This is a genomic window from Azospirillum halopraeferens DSM 3675 (genome assembly GCF_000429625.1).
Lineage (GTDB): Bacteria > Pseudomonadota > Alphaproteobacteria > Azospirillales > Azospirillaceae > Azospirillum > Azospirillum halopraeferens.
The window spans coordinates 321475-340281 of sequence record NZ_AUCF01000001.1; the positions used below are offsets into that span (position 1 = coordinate 321475).

Annotated in this window: 24 protein-coding genes; 8 read left to right on the top strand and 16 right to left on the bottom strand. The window is 69.7% G+C overall.

Annotation, left to right across the window (positions count from 1 at the left end):
* Positions 1-76 precede the first annotated feature (76 nt).
* Complete coding sequence (locus tag G472_RS0101490; RefSeq protein WP_029006941.1) at positions 77-1441, top strand: TrpB-like pyridoxal phosphate-dependent enzyme; 1365 nt, start codon at positions 77-79, stop codon at positions 1439-1441.
* Positions 1442-1469: 28 nt separating this feature from the next.
* On the opposite strand, the gene G472_RS0101495 is transcribed toward G472_RS0101490, so the two are convergent.
* Positions 1470-2678, bottom strand: a complete 1209-nt coding sequence (locus G472_RS0101495) for an MFS transporter (protein ID WP_051340140.1) — start codon at positions 2676-2678, stop codon at positions 1470-1472.
* Positions 2679-2877: 199 nt separating this feature from the next.
* On the opposite strand from G472_RS0101495, the gene G472_RS0101500 reads away from it, so the two are divergent.
* Positions 2878-4122, top strand: a complete 1245-nt coding sequence (locus tag G472_RS0101500) for a molybdopterin molybdotransferase MoeA (protein ID WP_029006943.1) — start codon at positions 2878-2880, stop codon at positions 4120-4122.
* Positions 4123-4172: 50 nt separating this feature from the next.
* On the opposite strand, the gene G472_RS0101505 is transcribed toward G472_RS0101500, so the two are convergent.
* The 4 genes from G472_RS0101505 to G472_RS39350 form a co-directional block, all read right to left on the bottom strand.
* Positions 4173-4511 (bottom strand): type II toxin-antitoxin system PemK/MazF family toxin, encoded by a 339-nt coding sequence (locus tag G472_RS0101505; RefSeq protein WP_029006944.1) that lies wholly within the window; start codon positions 4509-4511, stop codon positions 4173-4175.
* The gene (locus tag G472_RS0101510; RefSeq protein ID WP_029006945.1) at positions 4508-4753 is read right to left on the bottom strand and encodes an AbrB/MazE/SpoVT family DNA-binding domain-containing protein; all 246 of its coding nucleotides are present in this window, start codon (positions 4751-4753) and stop codon (positions 4508-4510) included. Before G472_RS0101510 ends, G472_RS0101505 begins: the two co-directional genes overlap by 4 nt.
* Before the next feature lie 105 nt (positions 4754-4858).
* Positions 4859-5671 (bottom strand): DODA-type extradiol aromatic ring-opening family dioxygenase, encoded by an 813-nt coding sequence (locus G472_RS0101515; protein ID WP_029006946.1) that lies wholly within the window; start codon positions 5669-5671, stop codon positions 4859-4861.
* A gap of 154 nt (positions 5672-5825) precedes the next feature.
* Positions 5826-5969, bottom strand: a complete 144-nt coding sequence (locus tag G472_RS39350) for a hypothetical protein (RefSeq protein WP_169732762.1) — start codon at positions 5967-5969, stop codon at positions 5826-5828.
* Between G472_RS39350 and G472_RS39355 the strand changes: the two genes are divergently transcribed.
* Positions 5969-6403 carry an Rpn family recombination-promoting nuclease/putative transposase gene (locus G472_RS39355; protein ID WP_029006947.1) on the top strand — a complete coding sequence of 145 codons (435 nt, stop codon included), beginning with the start codon at positions 5969-5971 and terminating at the stop codon, positions 6401-6403. The two genes, G472_RS39350 and G472_RS39355, sit on opposite strands and share 1 nt — an antisense overlap.
* A gap of 179 nt (positions 6404-6582) precedes the next feature.
* On the opposite strand, the gene G472_RS0101530 is transcribed toward G472_RS39355, so the two are convergent.
* The 7 genes from G472_RS0101530 to G472_RS0101560 all read right to left on the bottom strand — a co-directional run bounded on the left by G472_RS0101530 (position 6583) and on the right by G472_RS0101560 (position 11254).
* Positions 6583-7062 (bottom strand): F0F1 ATP synthase subunit B family protein, encoded by a 480-nt coding sequence (locus G472_RS0101530; RefSeq protein ID WP_029006948.1) that lies wholly within the window; start codon positions 7060-7062, stop codon positions 6583-6585.
* Complete coding sequence (locus G472_RS0101535; RefSeq protein WP_051340143.1) at positions 7059-7709, bottom strand: F0F1 ATP synthase subunit B family protein; 651 nt, start codon at positions 7707-7709, stop codon at positions 7059-7061. Before G472_RS0101535 ends, G472_RS0101530 begins: the two co-directional genes overlap by 4 nt.
* A gap of 99 nt (positions 7710-7808) precedes the next feature.
* Positions 7809-8033: an ATP synthase subunit C family protein gene (locus tag G472_RS0101540; protein WP_029006950.1), complete on the bottom strand. Its 225-nt coding sequence runs from the start codon at positions 8031-8033 to the stop codon at positions 7809-7811.
* Positions 8034-8109: 76 nt separating this feature from the next.
* On the bottom strand, positions 8110-8853 hold the full coding sequence (locus tag G472_RS0101545; RefSeq protein ID WP_029006951.1) for a F0F1 ATP synthase subunit A: 744 nt from the start codon (positions 8851-8853) through the stop codon (positions 8110-8112).
* Positions 8854-8865: 12 nt separating this feature from the next.
* Positions 8866-9231, bottom strand: coding sequence for an AtpZ/AtpI family protein (locus G472_RS0101550; protein WP_029006952.1), 366 nt, complete (start codon positions 9229-9231; stop codon positions 8866-8868).
* 170 nt (positions 9232-9401) lie between these two features.
* Complete coding sequence (locus G472_RS0101555) at positions 9402-10007, bottom strand: SCO family protein (protein WP_029006953.1); 606 nt, start codon at positions 10005-10007, stop codon at positions 9402-9404.
* 83 nt (positions 10008-10090) lie between these two features.
* Positions 10091-11254, bottom strand: a complete 1164-nt coding sequence (locus G472_RS0101560; protein WP_029006954.1) for an exo-alpha-sialidase — start codon at positions 11252-11254, stop codon at positions 10091-10093.
* 167 nt (positions 11255-11421) lie between these two features.
* Here G472_RS0101560 and G472_RS0101565 point away from each other — a divergent pair, with 167 nt between their 5' ends.
* Both G472_RS0101565 and G472_RS0101570 read left to right on the top strand, forming a co-directional pair.
* Positions 11422-12216, top strand: coding sequence for a substrate-binding periplasmic protein (locus tag G472_RS0101565; protein ID WP_029006955.1), 795 nt, complete (start codon positions 11422-11424; stop codon positions 12214-12216).
* 61 nt (positions 12217-12277) lie between these two features.
* Complete coding sequence (locus tag G472_RS0101570) at positions 12278-13588, top strand: hypothetical protein (protein ID WP_029006956.1); 1311 nt, start codon at positions 12278-12280, stop codon at positions 13586-13588.
* Positions 13589-13600: 12 nt separating this feature from the next.
* On the opposite strand, the gene minE is transcribed toward G472_RS0101570, so the two are convergent.
* The 3 genes from minE to minC all read right to left on the bottom strand — a co-directional run bounded on the left by minE (position 13601) and on the right by minC (position 15639).
* Positions 13601-14026 (bottom strand): cell division topological specificity factor MinE, encoded by a 426-nt coding sequence (gene minE, locus G472_RS40770; RefSeq protein ID WP_029006957.1) that lies wholly within the window; start codon positions 14024-14026, stop codon positions 13601-13603.
* Positions 14023-14838 carry a septum site-determining protein MinD gene (minD, locus tag G472_RS0101580; protein WP_029006958.1) on the bottom strand — a complete coding sequence of 272 codons (816 nt, stop codon included), beginning with the start codon at positions 14836-14838 and terminating at the stop codon, positions 14023-14025. The genes minE and minD overlap by 4 nt, the downstream gene beginning before the upstream one ends.
* 63 nt (positions 14839-14901) lie before the next feature.
* On the bottom strand, positions 14902-15639 hold the full coding sequence (minC, locus tag G472_RS0101585; RefSeq protein WP_029006959.1) for a septum site-determining protein MinC: 738 nt from the start codon (positions 15637-15639) through the stop codon (positions 14902-14904).
* Between the two features lie 763 nt (positions 15640-16402).
* On the opposite strand from minC, the gene G472_RS0101590 reads away from it, so the two are divergent.
* The gene (locus tag G472_RS0101590; protein ID WP_029006960.1) at positions 16403-17143 is read left to right on the top strand and encodes a PhoH family protein; all 741 of its coding nucleotides are present in this window, start codon (positions 16403-16405) and stop codon (positions 17141-17143) included.
* A gap of 91 nt (positions 17144-17234) precedes the next feature.
* On the opposite strand, the gene G472_RS39360 is transcribed toward G472_RS0101590, so the two are convergent.
* Positions 17235-17555 carry a c-type cytochrome gene (locus G472_RS39360; protein ID WP_051340145.1) on the bottom strand — a complete coding sequence of 107 codons (321 nt, stop codon included), beginning with the start codon at positions 17553-17555 and terminating at the stop codon, positions 17235-17237.
* Positions 17556-17748: 193 nt separating this feature from the next.
* On the opposite strand from G472_RS39360, the gene G472_RS0101600 reads away from it, so the two are divergent.
* Positions 17749-18120, top strand: a complete 372-nt coding sequence (locus G472_RS0101600) for a response regulator transcription factor (protein ID WP_029006961.1) — start codon at positions 17749-17751, stop codon at positions 18118-18120.
* Between the two features lie 10 nt (positions 18121-18130).
* Entirely contained in the window at positions 18131-18763 is a 633-nt protein-coding gene (locus G472_RS0101605; protein WP_029006962.1) for a chemotaxis protein CheC, read from the top strand.
* Positions 18764-18807: the final 44 nt, after the last annotated feature.

Here is an 18807-nt window from a genome sequence, read left to right on the forward strand (position 1 = left end):
GCCCCATTGCGGATCATGGTATAAGCCGGGGCAACGGCCGTCCGCGCCGGGCGGACCGAATGTCGGGAGGATACGCATGAGCGAGAGCACGAAATACGTGCTGGACGAAGACCGGATGCCCCGGGACTGGTACAATCTGGCGGCCGACCTGCCGGTGCCGCTGCCGCCGCCGCTGCACCCGGCGACCGGGCAGGGGATCGGCCCGGACGATCTGGCGCCCATCTTCCCCATGGCCGTCATCGCCCAGGAGGTGTCGACCGAGCGCTGGATCGAGATTCCCGAACCCGTGCGCGACGTCTACCGCCTGTGGCGGCCGAGCCCGCTGGTGCGGGCGCGCCGGCTGGAGCGGGCGCTGGACACGCCGGCCAAGATCTATTTCAAGTACGAGGGCGTCAGCCCGGCCGGCAGCCACAAGCCCAACACCTCCGTTCCGCAGGCATTCTACAACAAGGAAGAGGGTGTGCGCCGCCTGACCACCGAGACGGGGGCGGGGCAGTGGGGCTCCTCGCTGGCGTTCGCCGGCTCCCTGTTCGGGCTGGAGGTGGAGGTCTTCATGGTGAAGATCAGCTACCACCAGAAGCCCTATCGGCGCGCGCTGATGGAAACCTACGGCGCCACCTGCATCGCCAGCCCGTCCGACATGACGGAATCCGGCCGCGCCATCCTGGCGAAGTTCCCGGACTCCACGGGGTCGCTGGGCATCGCCATCTCCGAGGCGGTGGAACGGGCGGTGCAGCGCGACGACACCAAGTACGCCCTGGGCAGCGTGCTGAACCACGTCCTGCTGCACCAGACCATCATCGGCGAGGAGGCGATGGAGCAGATGGCCATGGCCGGCGACGAGCCGGACGTGGTGATCGGCTGCACCGGCGGCGGCTCCAACTTCGCCGGGCTCGCGTTCCCCTACATCCGGGAGAAGCTGAAGGGCAAGACGGTCCGCATCGTGGCGGTGGAGCCGGCCTCCTGCCCGACCCTGACCAAGGGCGTCTACGCCTACGACTTCGGCGATACCGGGCATCTGACGCCGCTGGTGAAGATGCACACGCTGGGCTCCACCTTCATGCCGCCGGGCTTCCACGCGGGGGGCCTGCGCTACCACGGCATGGCGCCGATGGTCAGCCACGTGAAGGAACTGGGTCTGATCGAGGCGCGCGCCTACCCGCAGACCACCTGCTTCGAGGCGGCCGTCACCTTCGCCCGCAACGAAGGCATCGTGCCGGCCCCCGAATCGTCCCATGCAGTGCGCGCCGCCGTGGACGAGGCGCTGCGCTGCAAGGCGGAGGGCAGGGCGGAGACCATCCTGTTCAACCTGTCCGGCCACGGCCATTTCGACATGCAGGCGTACACCGACTATTTCGCCGGCAAGCTGCAGGACGTGCCCTACGACGAGGCCGCGCTGCGGGCCGCCATGGCCGACCTGCCGACGGTGGCGGCGGAGTAGGCGTCCCGCCCCGTTCCGGTCCCGCCGGTCACGGAAGGCGGGACCGGAACCACAGGGCGAGCGCCGGCAGCAGGAGGGCCACCGCCGCGAACAGCGGCGGGAAGCCCACGGCCTCCACCGCCGGCCCGGCCAGCGCCACGCCCGTCGCCTGGCCCAGGAACAGGGCGCTGGCGAACAGCGTCACGGCGATGCCGCGGGCCTGCGGCGCCATCTGGGTCGCCCGGGTTTGCAGCGTGTTGTGGAACAGGTAGAAGCCGGCGCCGCACACCGCCACACCGGGGATGAGCGCCCACCAGACGGGCACCAGGGCGAACAGCCCGTACCCGGCGGCCAGCAGCAGCCCGCCGGCCAGCACCATGCCCCGCTGGCCCAGGCGGGCGACCACCCGGGCCGCCGTCAGGGTGTAGGCCAGCGCCCCCAGCCCGAAGGCGGTCAGCAGCAGCCCGATGGTGGCGTAATCGAAGCCGTAATCCTGGCGCAGGAAGGCGCCGAGATAGGTGAAGGCGCCGAAGAACAGCATGCCTTCGATGAACACGACCGCCAGCACCAGACGCACCGCCGCCGACCGCGCCAGGCCGCGGTAGGCGGACACCAGCGCGGTGAGGCCGGTGGGCCGGCGGGTGTCGGACACCCGGGGTGAGCGCAGTTCCACGAACAGCAGCGCCGCGATCACCAGATAGACTGCGGCGAACAGGACGAAGACCCCGCGCCAGCCCAGGAACTCCCCGAGGATGCCGCCCAGCGCCTGGCCGGCGATGATTCCCAGGATCTGGCCCGATATGAAGCGGGCCAGCACCGGCTGGCGGCTCTCATAGGGGACATGGTCGCCGATGTAGGCCATGGCCAGCGGGATCAGCGCCGCCGCGGCCGCCCCGCCGGCCAGGCGCAGCAGGCCGAGCGTCGCGAGATCCCCGGCCAGCGCCGCGGCCAGCGTGGCGAAGGCGCCCAGCAGGGTGGCGACCGTGATGGTGGCATACTTGCCCCAGCGGTCGCCCAGCGGCCCGTAAACGATCTGGCAGAGGCCGTAGGCCAGGGTGTAGGCGGTCGCCACCACCGACGCGTCGGCGACGCTCGCCCCGAACTCCTCCGCCACCTGCGGCAGCAGCGGATCAGCGACGCGCAGCGTGGTTGCCGAGGCGAAACCGGCAGCGGCCAGCAGCAGCAGCGGCCGGGCGGCAATGGTACCGGCGGGTGCGGCGGCGGGGACGGCGGGCGTCGCGGAAGAAGCATCCGGCATGGGGCATACCAGCGGTGGGGACCGGGGCAAGCCTATCCGCGCCGCACCGCCGTCGCCAACAGCCGCATGGCAGCCCCGCAATCGGTGCTGCGGCGGTATTGCGCGCCTGACCTCCCCGCCAAGGCTGTTGCCAATCCGCCGATGGTTGGCGACGATGGCGGGCCGTCCCGTCTGGGCGGCGGATGGAGGAAGGACCGAAATGGACTGCGACACCCCCCGCGCGGAGTCGGCCCCGCTGCCGTTGGACGAGGCGCTGGCCCGCATCGCCGCTGCCTACGGCCCGGTGACCGGCGTGGAGAGCGTGCCGCTGGCCCGCGCCTACGGCCGCGTTCTGGCGGAGCCGGTGGCCGCCGAAACGGATGTCCCCCCCGCGGCGGTGTCGGCGGTGGACGGCTATGGCTATGCCGCGGCTGCTGCGGTCGATGAGCCGCTGCGCCTGCCGGTGGTCGGCCGGGTGCCCGCGGGATCGGTCTTCCCCGGCACGGTCGGCACCGGTCAGGCCGTGCGGATCTTCACCGGCGCGCCGGTGCCCGCGGGCGTCGACACCGTCGCCATGCAGGAGGATTGCCGCGCCGCCGACGGGATCGTCACCGTGGGTTCACCGCCGCCACGGGGGGCAAACGTCCGCGCGGCCGGTGAGGACATGAAGGCGGGCGCGGTGGTGCTGACCCCCGGCCGGCGCCTGCGGGCGCAGGAGATCGGGCTCGTCGCCGCGGTGGGGCGCTCCGCCCTGGCGGTGCGCCGGCCGCTGCGCGTCGTGCTGTTCTCCACCGGCGACGAATTGCGCGAGCCCGGCACCGCCAAGCCGGCCGGCGCCATCTACGACGCCAACCGCTACACCGTCGGCGCCCAGTTGGCGGCCCTGGGGGTGGCGGTGGAGGATCTCGGCATCCTGCCCGACCGGCCCGACGCGGTGCGCGCCGCTCTGGCGGCGGCGGCGGAACGGGCGGACCTGATCATCACCTCCGGCGGCGTGTCGGTGGGGGAGGAGGACCATGTGAAGGGGGCCGTCGAGGCGCTGGGCTCCATTGACCTGTGGCGCCTGGCCATCAAGCCGGGCAAACCGCTGGCCCTCGGCCGCGTCGGCGGTGCGGTGTTCCTCGGCCTGCCCGGCAACCCGGTGTCGGCCATGGTGACCTTCATGCTGGTGGGGCGCCCGCTGGTCCTGCGCCTGGCGGGGGCGGACCCGACGCCGGTGGCCCGCTGCCTGGTGGTCGCCGGCTTCGCCTTCCGGCGCAAGCCGGGACGGCGCGAATTCCTGCGCGCCCGGCTGGAGACGGGGGCGGACGGCCTGCCGGTCGCGCGGAAGTTCCCCAACGACAGCTCCGGCGTCCTCACCTCGATGGTGGAGGCCGACGGCCTTGTCGACATGCCCGAATCCGCCGACGAGATCCGCGAGGGCGACATGGTGGCCTTCCTGCCCTTCACCGGCCTGTTCGGTTAGGGCGCCGGTCGGCGGTGACAAACGATGGAGCGCCCGAAACCCGAAACCACTCACATGCCCATGATCGCGGCGAGTTTACCGCGGACCTCGGCGAGCAATGCCGCGGGTACGGCACCGCCGGCGAAAGCGATCGGACGCGCAAGGGTGTCGATGCTGCGCACATGGCTGGCCAGCACCTCGCCGGCAACGGGAAGACCTTCGGGCAGGACGGCACTCGTGCCGAAGGGCCGGACCCGCGATGTGATCGGGCAAACGACAGCGAATCCGGTGGCCTTCCAGAACTCAACAGGCGAGACAACCAGCGCCGGCCGGCGCCCGCTCTGTTCCCGGCCCACCCGTGGGTCGAAGTCTGTCCAGATCAGGTCGCCGGCTGCCGGTTCGTAACTCACGGCGTGCCATCCTCGCGACCGATGTCCGGTCCCCAGTCATACACGTCGCGCATCGCCTCCGGTGTCATTCCGGTCAGCAGTTCGTCCAGATCATAACGCGGGCGGTCGGTCCGGATGACGATCCGGTCGCCTTCGGCTTCGATCTCCACCCGGCCGCCCTCCGCGAGCCCGAAGCGAGCGGCAATATCCTTGGGAATGCGCAGACCGAGGCTGTTGCCCCAACGGGCGAGTTGAACCTGCACGTTCACCTCCGTGATATACTTCGTATATCCTATCCTGCGAGCAACCGCGACGCAAGCCTCCGATGCGCACGGGGAAGGTCGTCCGGCCGACGTCCCGGATCGGCATCACGTTGAGCCCGCGACACTCCCGTCCGCCGGTCGGAACGCCCAGGCGTGCATGCCGAGGTTGCCGTGCTCGAACCCGGCGTGCAGGGGTTCGCCGCGGGCGTCCGGTCCGGCGGCGCCGAAGGCGACGGGCAGGGGCAGGAAATGCTCGTCGGTGGGGTGGGCGGTGCGGGCATCGGGGGCGTCGCTCCAGGCGGCCAGGGCCGCCGCGTCACCGGCCGCCAGCACCCCGTCCAGCCACCCGGCGAATCCCGCCGCCCAGGGGGCGGGGCCGCTCCGGTCGCCGCGGCGGAAGTCGTGGAGGTTGTGCACGGCGCCACCGCTGCCCAGCACCAGCACGCCTTCGTGCGCCAGCGGCGCCAGCGCCCGCCCCAGCGCCAGGTGGGCGGCCGCGTCGCTGTGGGGCTGCACCGAGAGCTGCGCCACGGGGATGTCGGCCTGCGGGTACATCAGCCGCAGAGGCACCCAGGCGCCGTGGTCGAGCCCCTGCGCCGCGTCCGTCTCCCCGGCCATGCCGGCGGCGTCCAAGAGGGCCATCACCCGCTCCGCCAGCGCCGGCGCCCCCGGGGCGGGGTAGGTGAGGCGGTAGAGGGGCTCCGGGAAGCCATAGAAATCGTGGATGGTGTCCGGCCTCACCGCGCCGCTCACCATGGGCCGCCGCGTTGTCCAGTGCGCCGACACCGCGAGGATCGCCGCCGGCCGCTCCAGCCGCCGGCCGAGGCCGGCAAGGAAGGCATGGCCGGGCGATTCAGCGTCGAGCACCAGCATGGGGGAGCCGTGGGAGACGAAAACGGGCGGGAGGAAGGCGGGCATGGGCCGGATGTCCTGTCGGGAGGGACGCGGGAACGCGCATTGTGCCGGGGGAACGGCACCGACGCCAAGCCCGGCGCGGTCCGACACACCGTTGCGACGGCCGCAACGACCGGCGCGGGTGGCGTCGGATGTGGGCTCCGGCCGGCTCTGTCGGTTACACGGCGATGGCCGCCGCCGCCCGGCGAATGGCTTCGGCTTCCTTCGCCGCTGCCCGTTCGGCCAATGCGTCCGCGGCCATGCGGATACGGCCGATCGCCGCGGCCATGCGATCCGGGGCATCCTTGTCACCGGTGGTCATTGCGCCTGCGGTCGGGCGAAGCGGCGTTCCTCTATGCGCTGGTTGAGCACAAATCTACCCTTGATCCCGGACTCCCGCTGCTACTGCTGGGCTACATGGTGCGCATCTGGCAGCGGACCGTCGGGCGTGACCCGGCGGCGGTGCGGGCTTTGCCGGCGATCCTCCCGCTGGTGGTGTACCACGGAGCCCGGGCGTGGACGGTACCGACGGCGTTCCGCGACCTGATCGCCGCCGATGACTCGGTCCGCCGGCACCATCTGGACTTCGCCTACGTCCTGGCCGACCTCGGCCGCATTGACGACGAGAGGCTGTCGGACCTGACGACCATGCGGGCCGGGCTGCTCGCGCTCAACCAGCCGCGAGACCCGCGTGAGACATTCGGCCGGCTCCGGACGGTTGACCGGCGTCCACGCCTGCGCTGCCGTTTGCGCTGATTCCGCCGCCGAACGGGCTTTCTGCTCCAGGTCATCGGCCGTCCCGGCCAGCATGGCGGGCACGTCGTTCAGCCGGCTCATCCTTCCTCCGTTGGCCCCGGTGCATCTCCCGGGCCGGAAATGAAAAACCCCGGCATGGGCCGGGGCTCTTCGACGAACGGCTGCGAAACGCGCAACGCTCAGTGCAGATGCCGGGGGAGTTCGGCGATCGACTGTTCGACCAGCTTGTCGGCCTGCGCCGGAGTGACACCATCCGCCAGGATGCGGCGGGCGGCGGCCACGGCGATGTCGACGGTCAGGTTGCGGACCTCGGCCAGGGCTTGCGCCTCGGCCTGGGCGATGCGGTCCATGGCCTGCTGCTCGCGCCGCTTCAGGGCCGCCTCCAGATCCGCCTGGGCGGTGGTCCGGAAGCGCTCGGCCTCATCGCGGGCGTGGATGACGATGGCCTCGGCCTCCTTCACCGCGTCGCGCTGGCGGCGCTGGTAGGCAGCCAGCGTGGACTGGGCGTCCTCGCGCAGGCGCTGGGCCTCGTCCAGTTCGGCACGGATCTTCTCCGCCCGGGAGTCGAGGGCCGACGTGATCGCCGCGCTGGCCTTGCGCCACACCGCGACCACGAAGATGACGAAGGCTACGGCAACCCAGAATTCGGCGGTGTTCATGAGCGGCGCTCCTCCAGCACGGCGGCCACGGCGGCCTCGGCCTTGGACGCGTCCACATCGACACCGGCCAGCTTGCCGGCGACGTCGCGGGCGATCTCGGCGGCGACGCCGCGGATGTTGGCAAGCGCCTCATCCTTGGCACCGGCGATGCGGGCCTCGGCAGCCTTCAGGCGCTCTCCGATGTCGGCGGCGAGCTGGCCCTGGCGGGCGTGGTTCGCGGCCTCGATCTCCGCAACCGTGGCGGCGATCACCGACTGCGCCTCGCTCCGGGCGTCGGCCAGCGCCTTCTCCACGGAGGCCAGGACGGCCTCGGCCTCTTCCTTTACGGAAGCCGCCTTGTTCAGGTCGCGGCTGATGCGCTCCTGACGCTCCTCCAGCACCTCGGCCACGCGCGGCAGCGCCTTCTTGGCCAGCAGGTAGTAGAGGGTGATGAAGGTCACCGCGAGCCAGAAGATCTGGGTCGGGAAAGTGGTCGGGTCGAGCTGCGGCAGGCCACCGCCGCCGTGCTCAGCCCCGTGTTCGGCACCCGGCGCGTGCTCCGCCGTTGCCGCCAGCGCGGCGCCGGCGAGCAGGGTGAGCGAAGCGAGCGCGCTGCCCGCAGCGCCCGCCCAACGGGCCAGCCGTGCCTCGGCCAACAGGTTCGGCATGATCGGTCGTCCCCCAAGGCATAAGGAAGCGGCGCCGAAACCCCGGATGAAGGGGCCCGGCGCCGCGTCTCTCGAGCGAGTGTCGCGTTCGCCCGGGCCTTAGGCGAACAGGATCAGGAACGCGATCAGCAGCGCGAACAGGGCGACGGCTTCCGTCAGGGCGAAGCCCAGGATACCGATCGGGAAGACCTTGGGCTGGACGGCCGGGTTGCGGGCGATCGAGCCGATCAGGGTCGAGAAGATGTTGCCGATGCCCATGCCGACGCCGGCGAGGGCGATGACGGCCAGACCGGCGCCGACGTACTTAGCGGCTTCAGCTTCCATGGTACTCATTCCTCTATTTGGGTGAACTGGATGATGGTTGGTCGGAACTGTCGAACCCGGCGGGCTCCGGAGCGGATCAGTGCAGCTCCAGCGCGTCGCGGATGTACAGGCAGGTCAGGATCGAGAAGACGTAGGCTTGCAGGAAGGCGACCAGGAACTCGAAGCCGGTCAGCGCGATGTTGATCAGCAGGGGCACCAGGCCGACGAAAAGGCCCAGGGCGCCCATGCCGCTGATCATCATAACCGTGAAGCCCGCGAACACCTTCAACATGGTGTGGCCTGCCATCATGTTGGCGAACAGTCGGATGGACAGGCTGACCGGGCGCATCAGGTAGGAGATCACCTCGATCGGGATCAGGATCGGGGCGAGCGCTACCGGCGCACCGTGCGGCATGAAGAAGGTGAAGAAGTGCAGGCCGTGCTTGATCAGCGCCAGGATGGTCACGAACACGAACACCGTCAGCGCCAGCGCGAAGGTCACGATGATGTGGCTGGTGAAGGTGAAGGTGTAGGGGATCATGCCGATCAGGTTGCCGAACAGCACGAACATGAAGAGGGTAAAGACGAACGGAAAGTACGGGCGGGCGTCCTGCCCCGCGTTGTCACGCACCATGTTCGCCACGAACTCGTAGAACATCTCGGCCGTCGACTGCAGGCGGCCCGGAACCAGGGCGCGGCCCTTCATCCCGTAGTGGATCAGGGCATAGACCAGCGCCACCGCGATCGCCATGAACAGCGCCGAATTCGAGAACGACACGTCGTACCCGGCGATCACGATTTGCATGATGGGGTTGATGGCGAATTGGTGCAGCGGATCCAAGGTCGTCCTCGCTCAGTGTTCGTCGCCGCCGGAGGGGCGCTCGTGATCATCCTTGTTGGCCCGGCCGTAACCGGGGGCGAAGCCGAGCCCGGAAATGGCCCGGTAGACGTTCAGCACTCCCGCCGCGGCGCCCAGGAAGAACATGACCACCAGACCCCAGGGCGCCGTATCCAGCCAGCGGTCGATCAGCAGTCCGCCGCCGACGCCGACGATCATGGCAGCTACCAACTCAACGCCGATGCGCCAGGCGACCCCCATCGCTCCTTGGGACACGCCGTCCAGCCGGCCGGGGCCCGCCTTCCGAACCTGCCCCTCCCGGGCCTTGCGCAATCGTGCGTCCAGCTCGTCGAGCGAGGTCGGAGGTCTGTCGTCGGCCATATCCGCTCCGTCATCCCTCCGCCGGCTCACCGCCACGCGAAAGCGGCGAGACCATACGAACGGGACCCTACCCTGTCAAGAAGCAAAACCTTAGCCGCAAGTGCTTGATAGAATTGCGGTTCCCGGCACGGCCGCCGGGCGATGCCGCGGTGCGGCGTCGCCCGGGCGTATTAACCCTGAATCCGGGCGGTGATCTGCTCGGCGATCGTCTCGGGCGATGCACCGGCAGGGAACACCTGGACGAAGCGGCCGTCGGCGTCCATCAGGTAGATGAAGCTGGAATGATCCATCAGATAATGCTCATCATCCGGCGCGCTGCCCGGCGACCGGGCGTAGTACACGCGGTAGGCGCGGGCGACGTCGCGCACCTGTTCGGGTGTTCCCGTCAACCCGACCATGCGGGGGTGGAAGAGACCGACGTAGTCGGACAGGTGCGCCACCGTGTCGCGCTGCGGATCGACCGAGATGAACAACGGCTGCACCCGCTCCGCCGCAGCGCCCATGCGGTCGAGCGCGGCCGACATGGCCGCCAGCTCGGTCGGGCAGACGTCGGGGCAGTAGGTGTAGCCGAAGTAGATCAGCATGTGTCGGCCGCGGAAGTCGGCCTCGGTGACCGTCCGGCCGGTGTGGTCGACCAGTTGGAAGGGACCGCCGATCGCGGCGGTTCCGCCGGTGGTCATCTGTTCGGCGTTGCGGACCTGCCACCAGGCGATGCCGGCGGCAATGACGAGTCCGACCACCGAGGCGATGGCGATGCGGAAGATGCGCGCTTTCATGGTCGTCCGTTCGTGGGTGACGGATGCGGTGCCGGACCTTAGCCCGGGACGCCGGCCGAGGGAACCCCGCCGGCCACCTCCGGTTACGGCCCGGCCGGGGTGAGCAGGCTGGCCGCGACGTGCCGGACGCCGGCGTCGTCACAGATGTAATAGACGACCAGCGCCCGGCCGTCGGGCAGGGCCACGGCCCAGGGATAGCCCGTGTCGGCGGAAGGCGAATCATCGCGCACGATGAACTCCGCCGCGGCCGCGGGATCCTCGCGCACGGGATTCCACAGGCGAGCCCGCACCCCGAAGGGGCGGTGGCGGTAGCCGTAGGCCAGCAGCAACCGGCCATCGGCCAGAGGACAGGCGTCGTAGGGATGGCCGACCACCTCGTGCACCCGCCACGGCTCCCAGGTCCGGCCGAGATCGCGGGAGGCGGAGATGGCCAGGCGGTCGTCGAGCCCCGTCGTCCGATGGAACGCCAGCAGACGGCCGTCGGCCACCGACAGCAGGGCGCTTTCGCAGAACCCGGCACCGGCCGGCGAGCGGTCCATGGCGATCAGCGACCGATAAGTCCAGGTATCGCCGCGGTCGGCGGAGGCGAACAGGTGGCTGGCATAGCGGCCCGTATCCGGGTGGTGGGCGTAGGTGGCCATCAGCAACGTGCCGTCGGCCGCTTCCACGGCGCGGCCGCGCACCGCGCCGCCGTGCATCGGCCGAATCCCCGGAACCGTGTCCGGCTGGCCGGGCACCGCCGGCAAGTAACGGTGGGGAGTCCAGGTCCGCCCGCCGTCGTCGCTCCACCGGGCATAGGCACCCCAGAACAGGTAGAGGTCACCGGTTCGCTGCGGGCTGCCGACAACGCCGATTCCCTGCGCGCGCAACGCCTCGCCGTCGCGGGCGGGAAGCGGGTACCAGGCGAAGCCGGTCAGCACCAGGCGGCCGTCGCGCAGCACCAGAAGGTTGGCGTCCTGGTCGGCGGCCTGCGGGTCGGGCGGAACCGTGATCGGCTCGCCGGCCGGTTCGCCGCCGGCCGTCAGCGGCACGATCACCGTCTGGGAGCGGGCGTCGAGGTGGTCGACGTTGTCGAATCCCGTCTCGCTGCGCCGGTACTCCTCCCCGCGCAGCCAGCGGTGATCGCGCGCGCGCCGGAACGCCACCAGCACCACGCCGTCCGCACGCAGCGCCACCGACGGGAACGACGCAAAGAAGGCGGAGTCGCGATAGATGATGCGGTGCGACACCGCGAACGGCATGGTCATTGTCACTACCCCGGGAAGATTGCGCTGCCAGCGGCAATGTGGGACGCGCCGGAGCGCCGGTCGAGGGCGAAAGTGTGCCGGCGGATTGACGCCGCGGTGGTTTCCGGGCTTAGCTGGCGCAAGCGGGGCTGTGGCTCCGCACCCGTTTCCGTCCGACGGATGTACCGATGCGACCGGTCTCCACTTTTTTCCGTTCGGCACGCGCCATCCTTGCCGCGGTGCTGTTGGCGGCGGCGCTCCTGACCGGGGGGCCGGGCGGAGCGGCCGCTGCCGGATACCGCATCGCCGTGATGGAGGCGACGCCGCCCTTTAGCTACCGCGCACCCGATGGCCGGCTGACCGGCTTCAACGTCGAGATCATGCGCGCGTTGTGCCGTGTGATGGACGCCACCTGCACCTTCGTCGAGCTGCCGTTCCAGGCGGTGCTCGACGCGGTGGCGGAGGAGCGGTGCGACGTCGGGCTCGCCAACTTTCTGCGCACGCCGGATCGGGAGGCCAGGGTGGATTTCTCCGCTCCCTACTGGCGCTCCAGCTCCAGCTTCATCGGGCCGATGCGCGACGCCGCGGTCCCCGGGCCGGAGGCGGTGCGCGGCCGCAGCGTGGCCGTGATTCGCACGACCCGCCAGCACGCCTACATGGAACGAATGGCAGGGGACGTGGACCAACTGGTCACCGTCGCGAGCCTGGAGGATCTGTGGCGGACCCTGACGGCGGGCGAGGCCGAGTTCGCCCTGGTGCCGACCCTGGCGGGCCTCGACTTCCTGCTGACCCATGACGGGCGCGCCTTCAGCACGATCGGGACCCCGCTGGCGGGAGACGGGCTCGGCGGCACCGTTCATCTCGTCGTTCCCAAGGGTCGGCGGTCCCTCCTGAACGCACTCAACGGCGCCATCACCACCATTCGTGCCGATGGCTCGTACCAGGAGATCGGCCGCCGCTATTTCCCGTTCGATGTTTACTGATCGCGACGGCCCGTTGTCCGGTCCTGCTGCGCCAACCCCGGCCGGCCGGCCGACCCGCCGGGTGTCTCTGCTGCCCCTGGCCGCCGGCCTGCTGCTGCTGCAGGGCGCTGCGTTCGTCGCCATCGCCGTGGACCGTCTCGCAGCCGAGCGGCGCGCTGCCGACACCCGGGAGCGGGTGGTGCCCTTCATCGAGGACCGGCAGCGGGCGGCGCTCAATCTGGAACGGTTCAAGCGTTACGGCGACGTGGTGGTCGTCTCGGAGGACACCGCCCGGCGGCGCGAAGCGTTGCTGTCCGCCCAGGCTCTGGCCTTCCATCCCTCCTTCCACGTCGATCCCGCCCTGCGCGACCGGATCGGTGCCGCGTTCGTGACTCTGCGGGACGCTGCGGTGCTGGTGGACCGCGCCGGCCACCGGCGCGTCGAGGCGGCCTCGTCCGGGCTTGCCATTGCGGAGGCGCGCCGCCGGGAGGCGATCGAGCTGCACCGCCAGGCCGGCGCTCTGTGGCGGAGCGTTGCCTCCGAGTTGGACGTCATCGTCGACCGACTTTCCGTGGACATTGCTGCCACGACCGCTGAGGGATTCGGTCAACCGTCCGATGGTTCCGGCCGGACGCCCTGGCTGGCGGTGGCGGGCATCCTGGTCACCCTTGCCCTCGCCGGGGCGCTCGCCCCGACCATGGGGCGCCGTGGCGCCCGGCCGCCGGTCCCCGGAGCGTCGGCCACCGGCGCCATCGCTCCGACGCCCCCGGTGCCCCCATCCGCAGAGCCGGTGCCGGTGGAGCGCACGCTGGTCCGCGCCTCAGACGTCCTGGCCGCGGTCGAAGGGCGCACGCAGGATCTCGCCGGGGGCCTGCGGGCGGGCGGTGGCGTGCGACGGGCCGCCTTCGAGTCGTTCCTCGACGGCACGGTGATCGCGTCGCGCGGGCTGCGGGCCGAGATCGACCGACTGCTCCGGCTGCGGGCCGCACCGGCGGATGCGGCGGGTCCCTTCAACCTGAAGGCCTGCCTCACCGATGCCGCGGGGTATGGACCGGACGGACGGGAACCGGACTGTTCGGACACCCTGGAGGCGCAGACCGACTCCGCCGCTCTGGCTGCGGTCGTCGCCATGATGGTCGCCATCCGGCAGAGCCCGTTGGCGCACGGTGGCACCGGGCCGGGCCCGATCCTGTCGGTCCGGCTGCTGCCGGGCGGGGAAGGGGAGGGAGAGGCAATCGCGGTGCGATTCACCGGCGGGACCGGAACGGTGCCGGACAGCGTAACGGCATTGGTGTCCGAGCGCCTGAAGGGGAGCCTCCTGGTGGAGAGCACCCCCGGCCACGACCCCGTCGTCACCATTCGTTTCCCGCGCCGGCTGTCCCGCCGGACATGACGGGGGCGGGCATCAATGCCGCTTGCTGACCCCGCCGTTGGTCAGCACGGAACCCACGGAAGGTGCGTTCCTGTTCTCGGACGGCTTGGAGTCGCCGGTGCGGGTCTCAGCCGGCTTGGCGCCGGCGGGCTTGGCGCCGGCGGCGGGCTTGGCGGACGGCGTCGACGCGGCCGGCTTCCGCACGGCGTCACGGCCGGGCAGTTCGATGTTGACCTCAAGGGTCGAGCAATCGCCGCCACGGTCGAGCTTCACCTCCACCTTGTTCTCGTCGATGTCGACATACTTGGCGATCACCGCCAGCAACTCCTGCTGGAGCATCGGCAGGTAATCGGGGCCGGTGCGTCCGACGCGCTCGTGCGCCATGACGATCTGCAAACGCTCCTTCGCCTGGACGGCGGACGCCTTGGGCGTGGAGCGGAAGAAGCTGAAGATGCTCATGCGCTCCTCCTCAGGAAGCGCCCGAACAGCCCCTTCTTCTCGGGCTTGACGAAGCGGTGCTCCACATCCTCGCCGAGGAAGCGGGACACGGCGTCCATGTAGGCCAGACCGGCGTTGGACTTCTCGTCGAGGATGACGGGCATGCCGATGTTGGACGCCCGCAGGACCGCCTGGCTTTCCGGCACCACCCCCAGCAGGGGGATGGCCAGGATCTCAAGCACGTCGTCCACCTTCAGCATCTCACCCCGCTCCACCCGTTCCGGGTCGTAGCGGGTGAGGAGAAGCCGCTGGGTGACCGGTTCCAACCCCTGTTCGGCCCGCCGGGACTTGGCGTTGAGGACGCCCAGGATGCGGTCGCTGTCGCGTACCGACGACACCTCGGGGTTGGTGACGATCACCGCGTGGTCGGCGAAGTACAGCGCCATCAGCGCGCCCCGCTCGATGCCGGCGGGGCTGTCGCAGACGATGTAGTCGAAGTCCTTCTCCAGGTCGGCGAGGATTCGCTCCACGCCGTCCTTGGTCAGGGCGTCCTTGTCGCGGGTCTGCGAGGTGGGAAGGATGAACAGGTTGTCCACCCTCTTGTCCTTGATCAACGCCTGGTGAAGCTTGGCTTCACCATTGATGACGTTGATGAAGTCGAACACCACCCGGCGTTCACAGCCCATCACGAGGTCGAGGTTGCGCAGGCCGACGTCGAAGTCGATGACGACCGTCTTGAACCCGCGCAAGGCCAGACCGGTGGCGAAGGCGGCGCTGGAGGTGGTCTTGCCCACGCCGCCCTTGCCCGATGTCATGACGATGATCTTGCCCAACGAGCCTCTCCTACCGTTCACGAGTTGGCGTTACCGATGGTTGCCGTTACGGCCCGTACGCTGTTACAGGGGTGCCACGTGCAGGAAGCCGTCGCTGAGGCGGATCTGCACGGGCTTCTTCAGAAAGGCGGCGTCGATGTCCTCGCTCACACGGTACAGCCCGGCGATGGACACCACCTCCGCCTCAAGGCTCTGGCAGAAGATGCGGGCGGCGTTGTCGCCGGAGATACCGGCCAGTGCCCGGCCGCGCAACGCCCCATACACGTGGATGTTGCCGTCCGCGAGCACTTCGGCGCCGTGGGACACCGAGGCGGTGATGATCAGGTCCGCCTTCTCGGCGTAGATCTGCTGGCCGGAGCGGACCGGTTCGGTCACCACCAGGGCCGGCCGGTGCACCTCCACCACCACGGGCTGGGCCACGGCACCGGACGCCGCCGCCTGCGGGCGCGCCGCCTCGATGCGGGCGGGCCGGCCGGAGGGCATCGGCACCAGACCGCCCGCCAGTGCCGCGTCCTGGACGGCGCGCGGACCGCCGACGAAGCCGATCGGCAACAGATGCTGTTCGCGCACCCTGGCGATGAATCCGGCGAGGTCGAACTCCGCCCCTTCCGGCAGATCGTCGAAATCCAGCACCACCGGCGCATGCCGGAAGAAGTTGGGAGCCTGGCGCACCTTGCTGCCGAGCAGCGAGAAGAAATTGGGAGACGCGGGATCCCCGACCTTCAGCACCATCATGGTGAAGGAGTTTCCGCGCAACTGGAACGGTGCGTCCCGTTCCGCAACCTGACCGGCGCTGCTCACCGCCACCTTCCTGACTTGTCCTGCCGTTCCATCCGCTCAAAGGTCCTGCTGAAAGACGCGCGGCAATCCATCAGGCGTTCTAGCGGCCCACCGGTGGTCGGTTCAAGTGTCCGCGTGCGCCGTCAGGTGACAACCGTAAGTCCGCGGCCTTTGGCCGCGGCACGCCCGATGCCGCTCCGCGAACGGAACGGCAGCCACGCCGTGCGACCGGACAGTAACGGAACTCCCCGGACGGGGCAAAGGGTTTCAAGGTGTCGCCGGAGGATGGTCATGCTCTCCATGCGTGTCGGACGCCGGCATTCCGTTCATCTCAGCGGGTAAATGCCGGCGGCGAACCACCCCTGGCGCGATCCCGGACCCATGCCCCCCGGGCGGGCGACCTCTACCCCTTGCGTCGTGAGCCGGGTGCTCCTCTGGCTAATCCACAACATCTTGTATGAAACTTTTGTGCTCCGCGCAATTTCCGCTGACGGCCGGTGTTGAACCCCGTACAGTTGCCTATGCGAGGCACAACACGGGCGTGACCGGCGCCCGGACCAGCAGGAGTCGGGCTTGCACGCACCGTTGCATACCGAACCCCCGTCCACCGTCCCATGGCCGTTCCCTTGCGCGGGCGGCGGGCCGGCGGTCAGATGCCTCGCATCGGCACCGCGGCGCCGCGCACAGAACCGTTCCGCACGGAACGACGCATGCGACCTCCCCTTTGCGGGAGGTTTTTTTGTGCCCGCACCGCAGCCAGTCCCCGTGACGTGAGGAGAGCGACATGGCCAAACGCCAGATCAAGGGCAGCACCGCGAGCACGGTTACGGAAGCCAAGATCCAGCCGTTGTTCCCCGGCTCCGCCTGGGATCCGCTGATGGCGGACCGCCACCGCGATCAGAGCTATGTGCGGCGGGTCAAGCCGCAGAGCGTCAATCAGACGCGGCTGCTGGAGGCGATCCGGACGCATCACCTGGTGGTGGCCCTGGGGCCCGCGGGCACCGGCAAGACCTTTCTTGCCATCTCGTCCGCCGTCGAGGCGCTGGAGGAAGGCAAGGTCGACCGCATCGTCCTGTCGCGACCGGCGGTGGAGGCCGGTGAGAGCCTTGGCTACCTGCCCGGCGACCTCAACGAGAAGATGGCGCCCTTCCTGCGTCCGCTCTACGACGCCCTGTCGGACCGTCTGGGCGGCAAGCGGCTGCGCCAGTACATGGCGGACGGCACCATCGAGATCGCCCCGGTCGGGTTCATGCGCGGTCGCACCCTCAACAACGCGTTCGTGGTGATCGACGAGGCGCAGAACTGCACCTACGCCCAGATCAAGATGCTGCTGACCCGCCTGGGCTGGCATTCCACCATGGTGCTGACGGGCGATCCGGACCAGACGGACCTGCTCGACAACCTCTCCGGCCTTGCCGACATCGCCCGCCGCCTGGAAGCGGTGGAGGGAATCGCGGTCGTCCGGCTGGAGGACACCGACATCGTGCGTCACCCGCTGGTGGCCAGCATGCTGACGGTGCTGTAGCCCGGCGGGCGGGTGCAAACGTCGCACGGCTTGCCCGGAGTTCCATGGATAGGATCCCGATGCATGGAACTCCGCGCGCCGCCGGTCGGCGTCAGCGGGGCAGGGTGCCCAGGTAGGCGATGACATCCTCGATCTCGGCGCGCGACAGGTGCAGGTCGGGCATGCGGGGGTGACTCCGGCTCAGCCAGGCCCGCATCCAGCCGGGGTCATCGCCGTGGCGCCGGGCCAGAGTCGCGAAGGCGGGGGCGGCATCCGTTCCGGTATCGCCGGACCCGACCACATGGCAGGCGGTGCACCAGCGCTGGGCGAGGGCCTGCCCGGTGTCGGGGTCGCCGGTGCGGGTACCGGCGGCACCGGCGGCAGCCATCGTTGCGGCCACCGCCATAACGGGGGCGATGAGGGAGATGCGCATGGCCTCCTCCTTATACAGTCCGATACCCTGTCGAACAGGGGTATGCCGACGTTCATTCCGGCCGACCCCGGGCCGGAGGAGCGGCCGTGTGTTCGGCGGTTCGGCCATCAGACGTAGGTCTGTCTTGCGACAATGGCATGGGCTATAGTTAGGTACCGCCGTTCCTTCCGCCCCGCACTTCGGAGCGCCTTCCGTGAGCAAGACCGTCATCGTCGTCGACGACAGCAAACTATCGCGAATGCATCTGCGTGGAATCGTCTTGCGGCACAAGCCGGACTGGACGGTCATGGAAGCCGGTGACAGCGACGGGCTGTTTGCGGAACTTGACAAAAGTGATATAGATATCGCCATAATTGACTACAACATGCCCGGGCGCAACGGGCTGGAGGCGGCGGCCGCATTGCGACGGGAACGGCCGCAGGTGCACATCGCCATCATCACCGCCAACGCCCAGGACTCCATCGTCGCCGGCATCCGCGACCTGAACGCGGCCTTCCTGCCCAAGCCGGTGGACGAGGAGCAGGTGGCGCGCTTCCTGTCCTCCACCCTGCTGCCCCGCCGGTAGGTCGCCAGCCTTGACACCACTCAGCGACATCGAACGCGACGCCCTGACGGAGCTTGCCAACATCGGCGTGTCGCGGGCGTCGGTGGCGCTCAGTCGTATGATCGGCGACGACGTGTCCATGTCGGTTCCCGCGGTGGACATCGTTCCTCGCGATGACGCTGCCCGGCTGCTGTCGTCCGAACTGGCCGAGCGGCTGGTGGCGGTGGCCGAGCGTTTCGACGGCGCCCTGTCCGGTTCGGCGCTGCTGGTGTTTCCCGAAAGGAACAGCCTGGAACTGGTGCGCGCGGCCCTGCCCGACGGGATCGACCTCGATCACGTGTTCGAGCTGGAGCAGGAAGCACTCTGCGAGATCGGCAACATCGTCCTGAACAACTGCCTGTCGGTGATCGCCAACCTTCTCGGCATCCGCCTGGAAACGGCGCTGCCTCGGGTGATCTACGGCAACGCCGGTGAGATCTTCACCCGTTGCGGGGTCAGCAACGATCCCAACGCCGTGGCCGTCGTCTTCTACATCCGCTTCCACCTGCGGACCGCCAACCTGGTCGGGCAGATCGTCATCGCGCTCGACGTCGCCTCGGCCGACGAACTGCGTGCCCGCACAGCCGGCTATGTCGCCCGGATCACCGGCGCAGGCGCTCCGTGACGACCGGTGCCGAACTGTCCGCGCCGTTCACCTGTTCGCGTGCG

Coding starts and splice junctions, on each gene's coding strand:
- G472_RS0101515 (WP_029006946.1), bottom strand. CDS start 5,671: ATGCCCGCCTTCCTCCCGCCCGTTTTCGTCTCCCACGGCTCCCCCATG.
- G472_RS0101500 (WP_029006943.1), top strand. CDS start 2,878: ATGGACTGCGACACCCCCCGCGCGGAGTCGGCCCCGCTGCCGTTGGAC.
- G472_RS0101540 (WP_029006950.1), bottom strand. CDS start 8,033: ATGGAAGCTGAAGCCGCTAAGTACGTCGGCGCCGGTCTGGCCGTCATC.
- G472_RS0101535 (WP_051340143.1), bottom strand. CDS start 7,709: ATGCCGAACCTGTTGGCCGAGGCACGGCTGGCCCGTTGGGCGGGCGCT.
- G472_RS0101560 (WP_029006954.1), bottom strand. CDS start 11,254: ATGACCATGCCGTTCGCGGTGTCGCACCGCATCATCTATCGCGACTCC.
- G472_RS0101590 (WP_029006960.1), top strand. CDS start 16,403: ATGGCCAAACGCCAGATCAAGGGCAGCACCGCGAGCACGGTTACGGAA.
- minE (WP_029006957.1), bottom strand. CDS start 14,026: ATGAGCATCTTCAGCTTCTTCCGCTCCACGCCCAAGGCGTCCGCCGTC.
- G472_RS0101550 (WP_029006952.1), bottom strand. CDS start 9,231: ATGGCCGACGACAGACCTCCGACCTCGCTCGACGAGCTGGACGCACGA.
- G472_RS39360 (WP_051340145.1), bottom strand. CDS start 17,555: ATGCGCATCTCCCTCATCGCCCCCGTTATGGCGGTGGCCGCAACGATG.
- G472_RS0101555 (WP_029006953.1), bottom strand. CDS start 10,007: ATGAAAGCGCGCATCTTCCGCATCGCCATCGCCTCGGTGGTCGGACTC.
- G472_RS0101495 (WP_051340140.1), bottom strand. CDS start 2,678: ATGCCGGATGCTTCTTCCGCGACGCCCGCCGTCCCCGCCGCCGCACCC.
- G472_RS0101530 (WP_029006948.1), bottom strand. CDS start 7,062: ATGAACACCGCCGAATTCTGGGTTGCCGTAGCCTTCGTCATCTTCGTG.
- G472_RS39350 (WP_169732762.1), bottom strand. CDS start 5,969: ATGACCACCGGTGACAAGGATGCCCCGGATCGCATGGCCGCGGCGATC.
- G472_RS0101565 (WP_029006955.1), top strand. CDS start 11,422: ATGCGACCGGTCTCCACTTTTTTCCGTTCGGCACGCGCCATCCTTGCC.
- G472_RS0101490 (WP_029006941.1), top strand. CDS start 77: ATGAGCGAGAGCACGAAATACGTGCTGGACGAAGACCGGATGCCCCGG.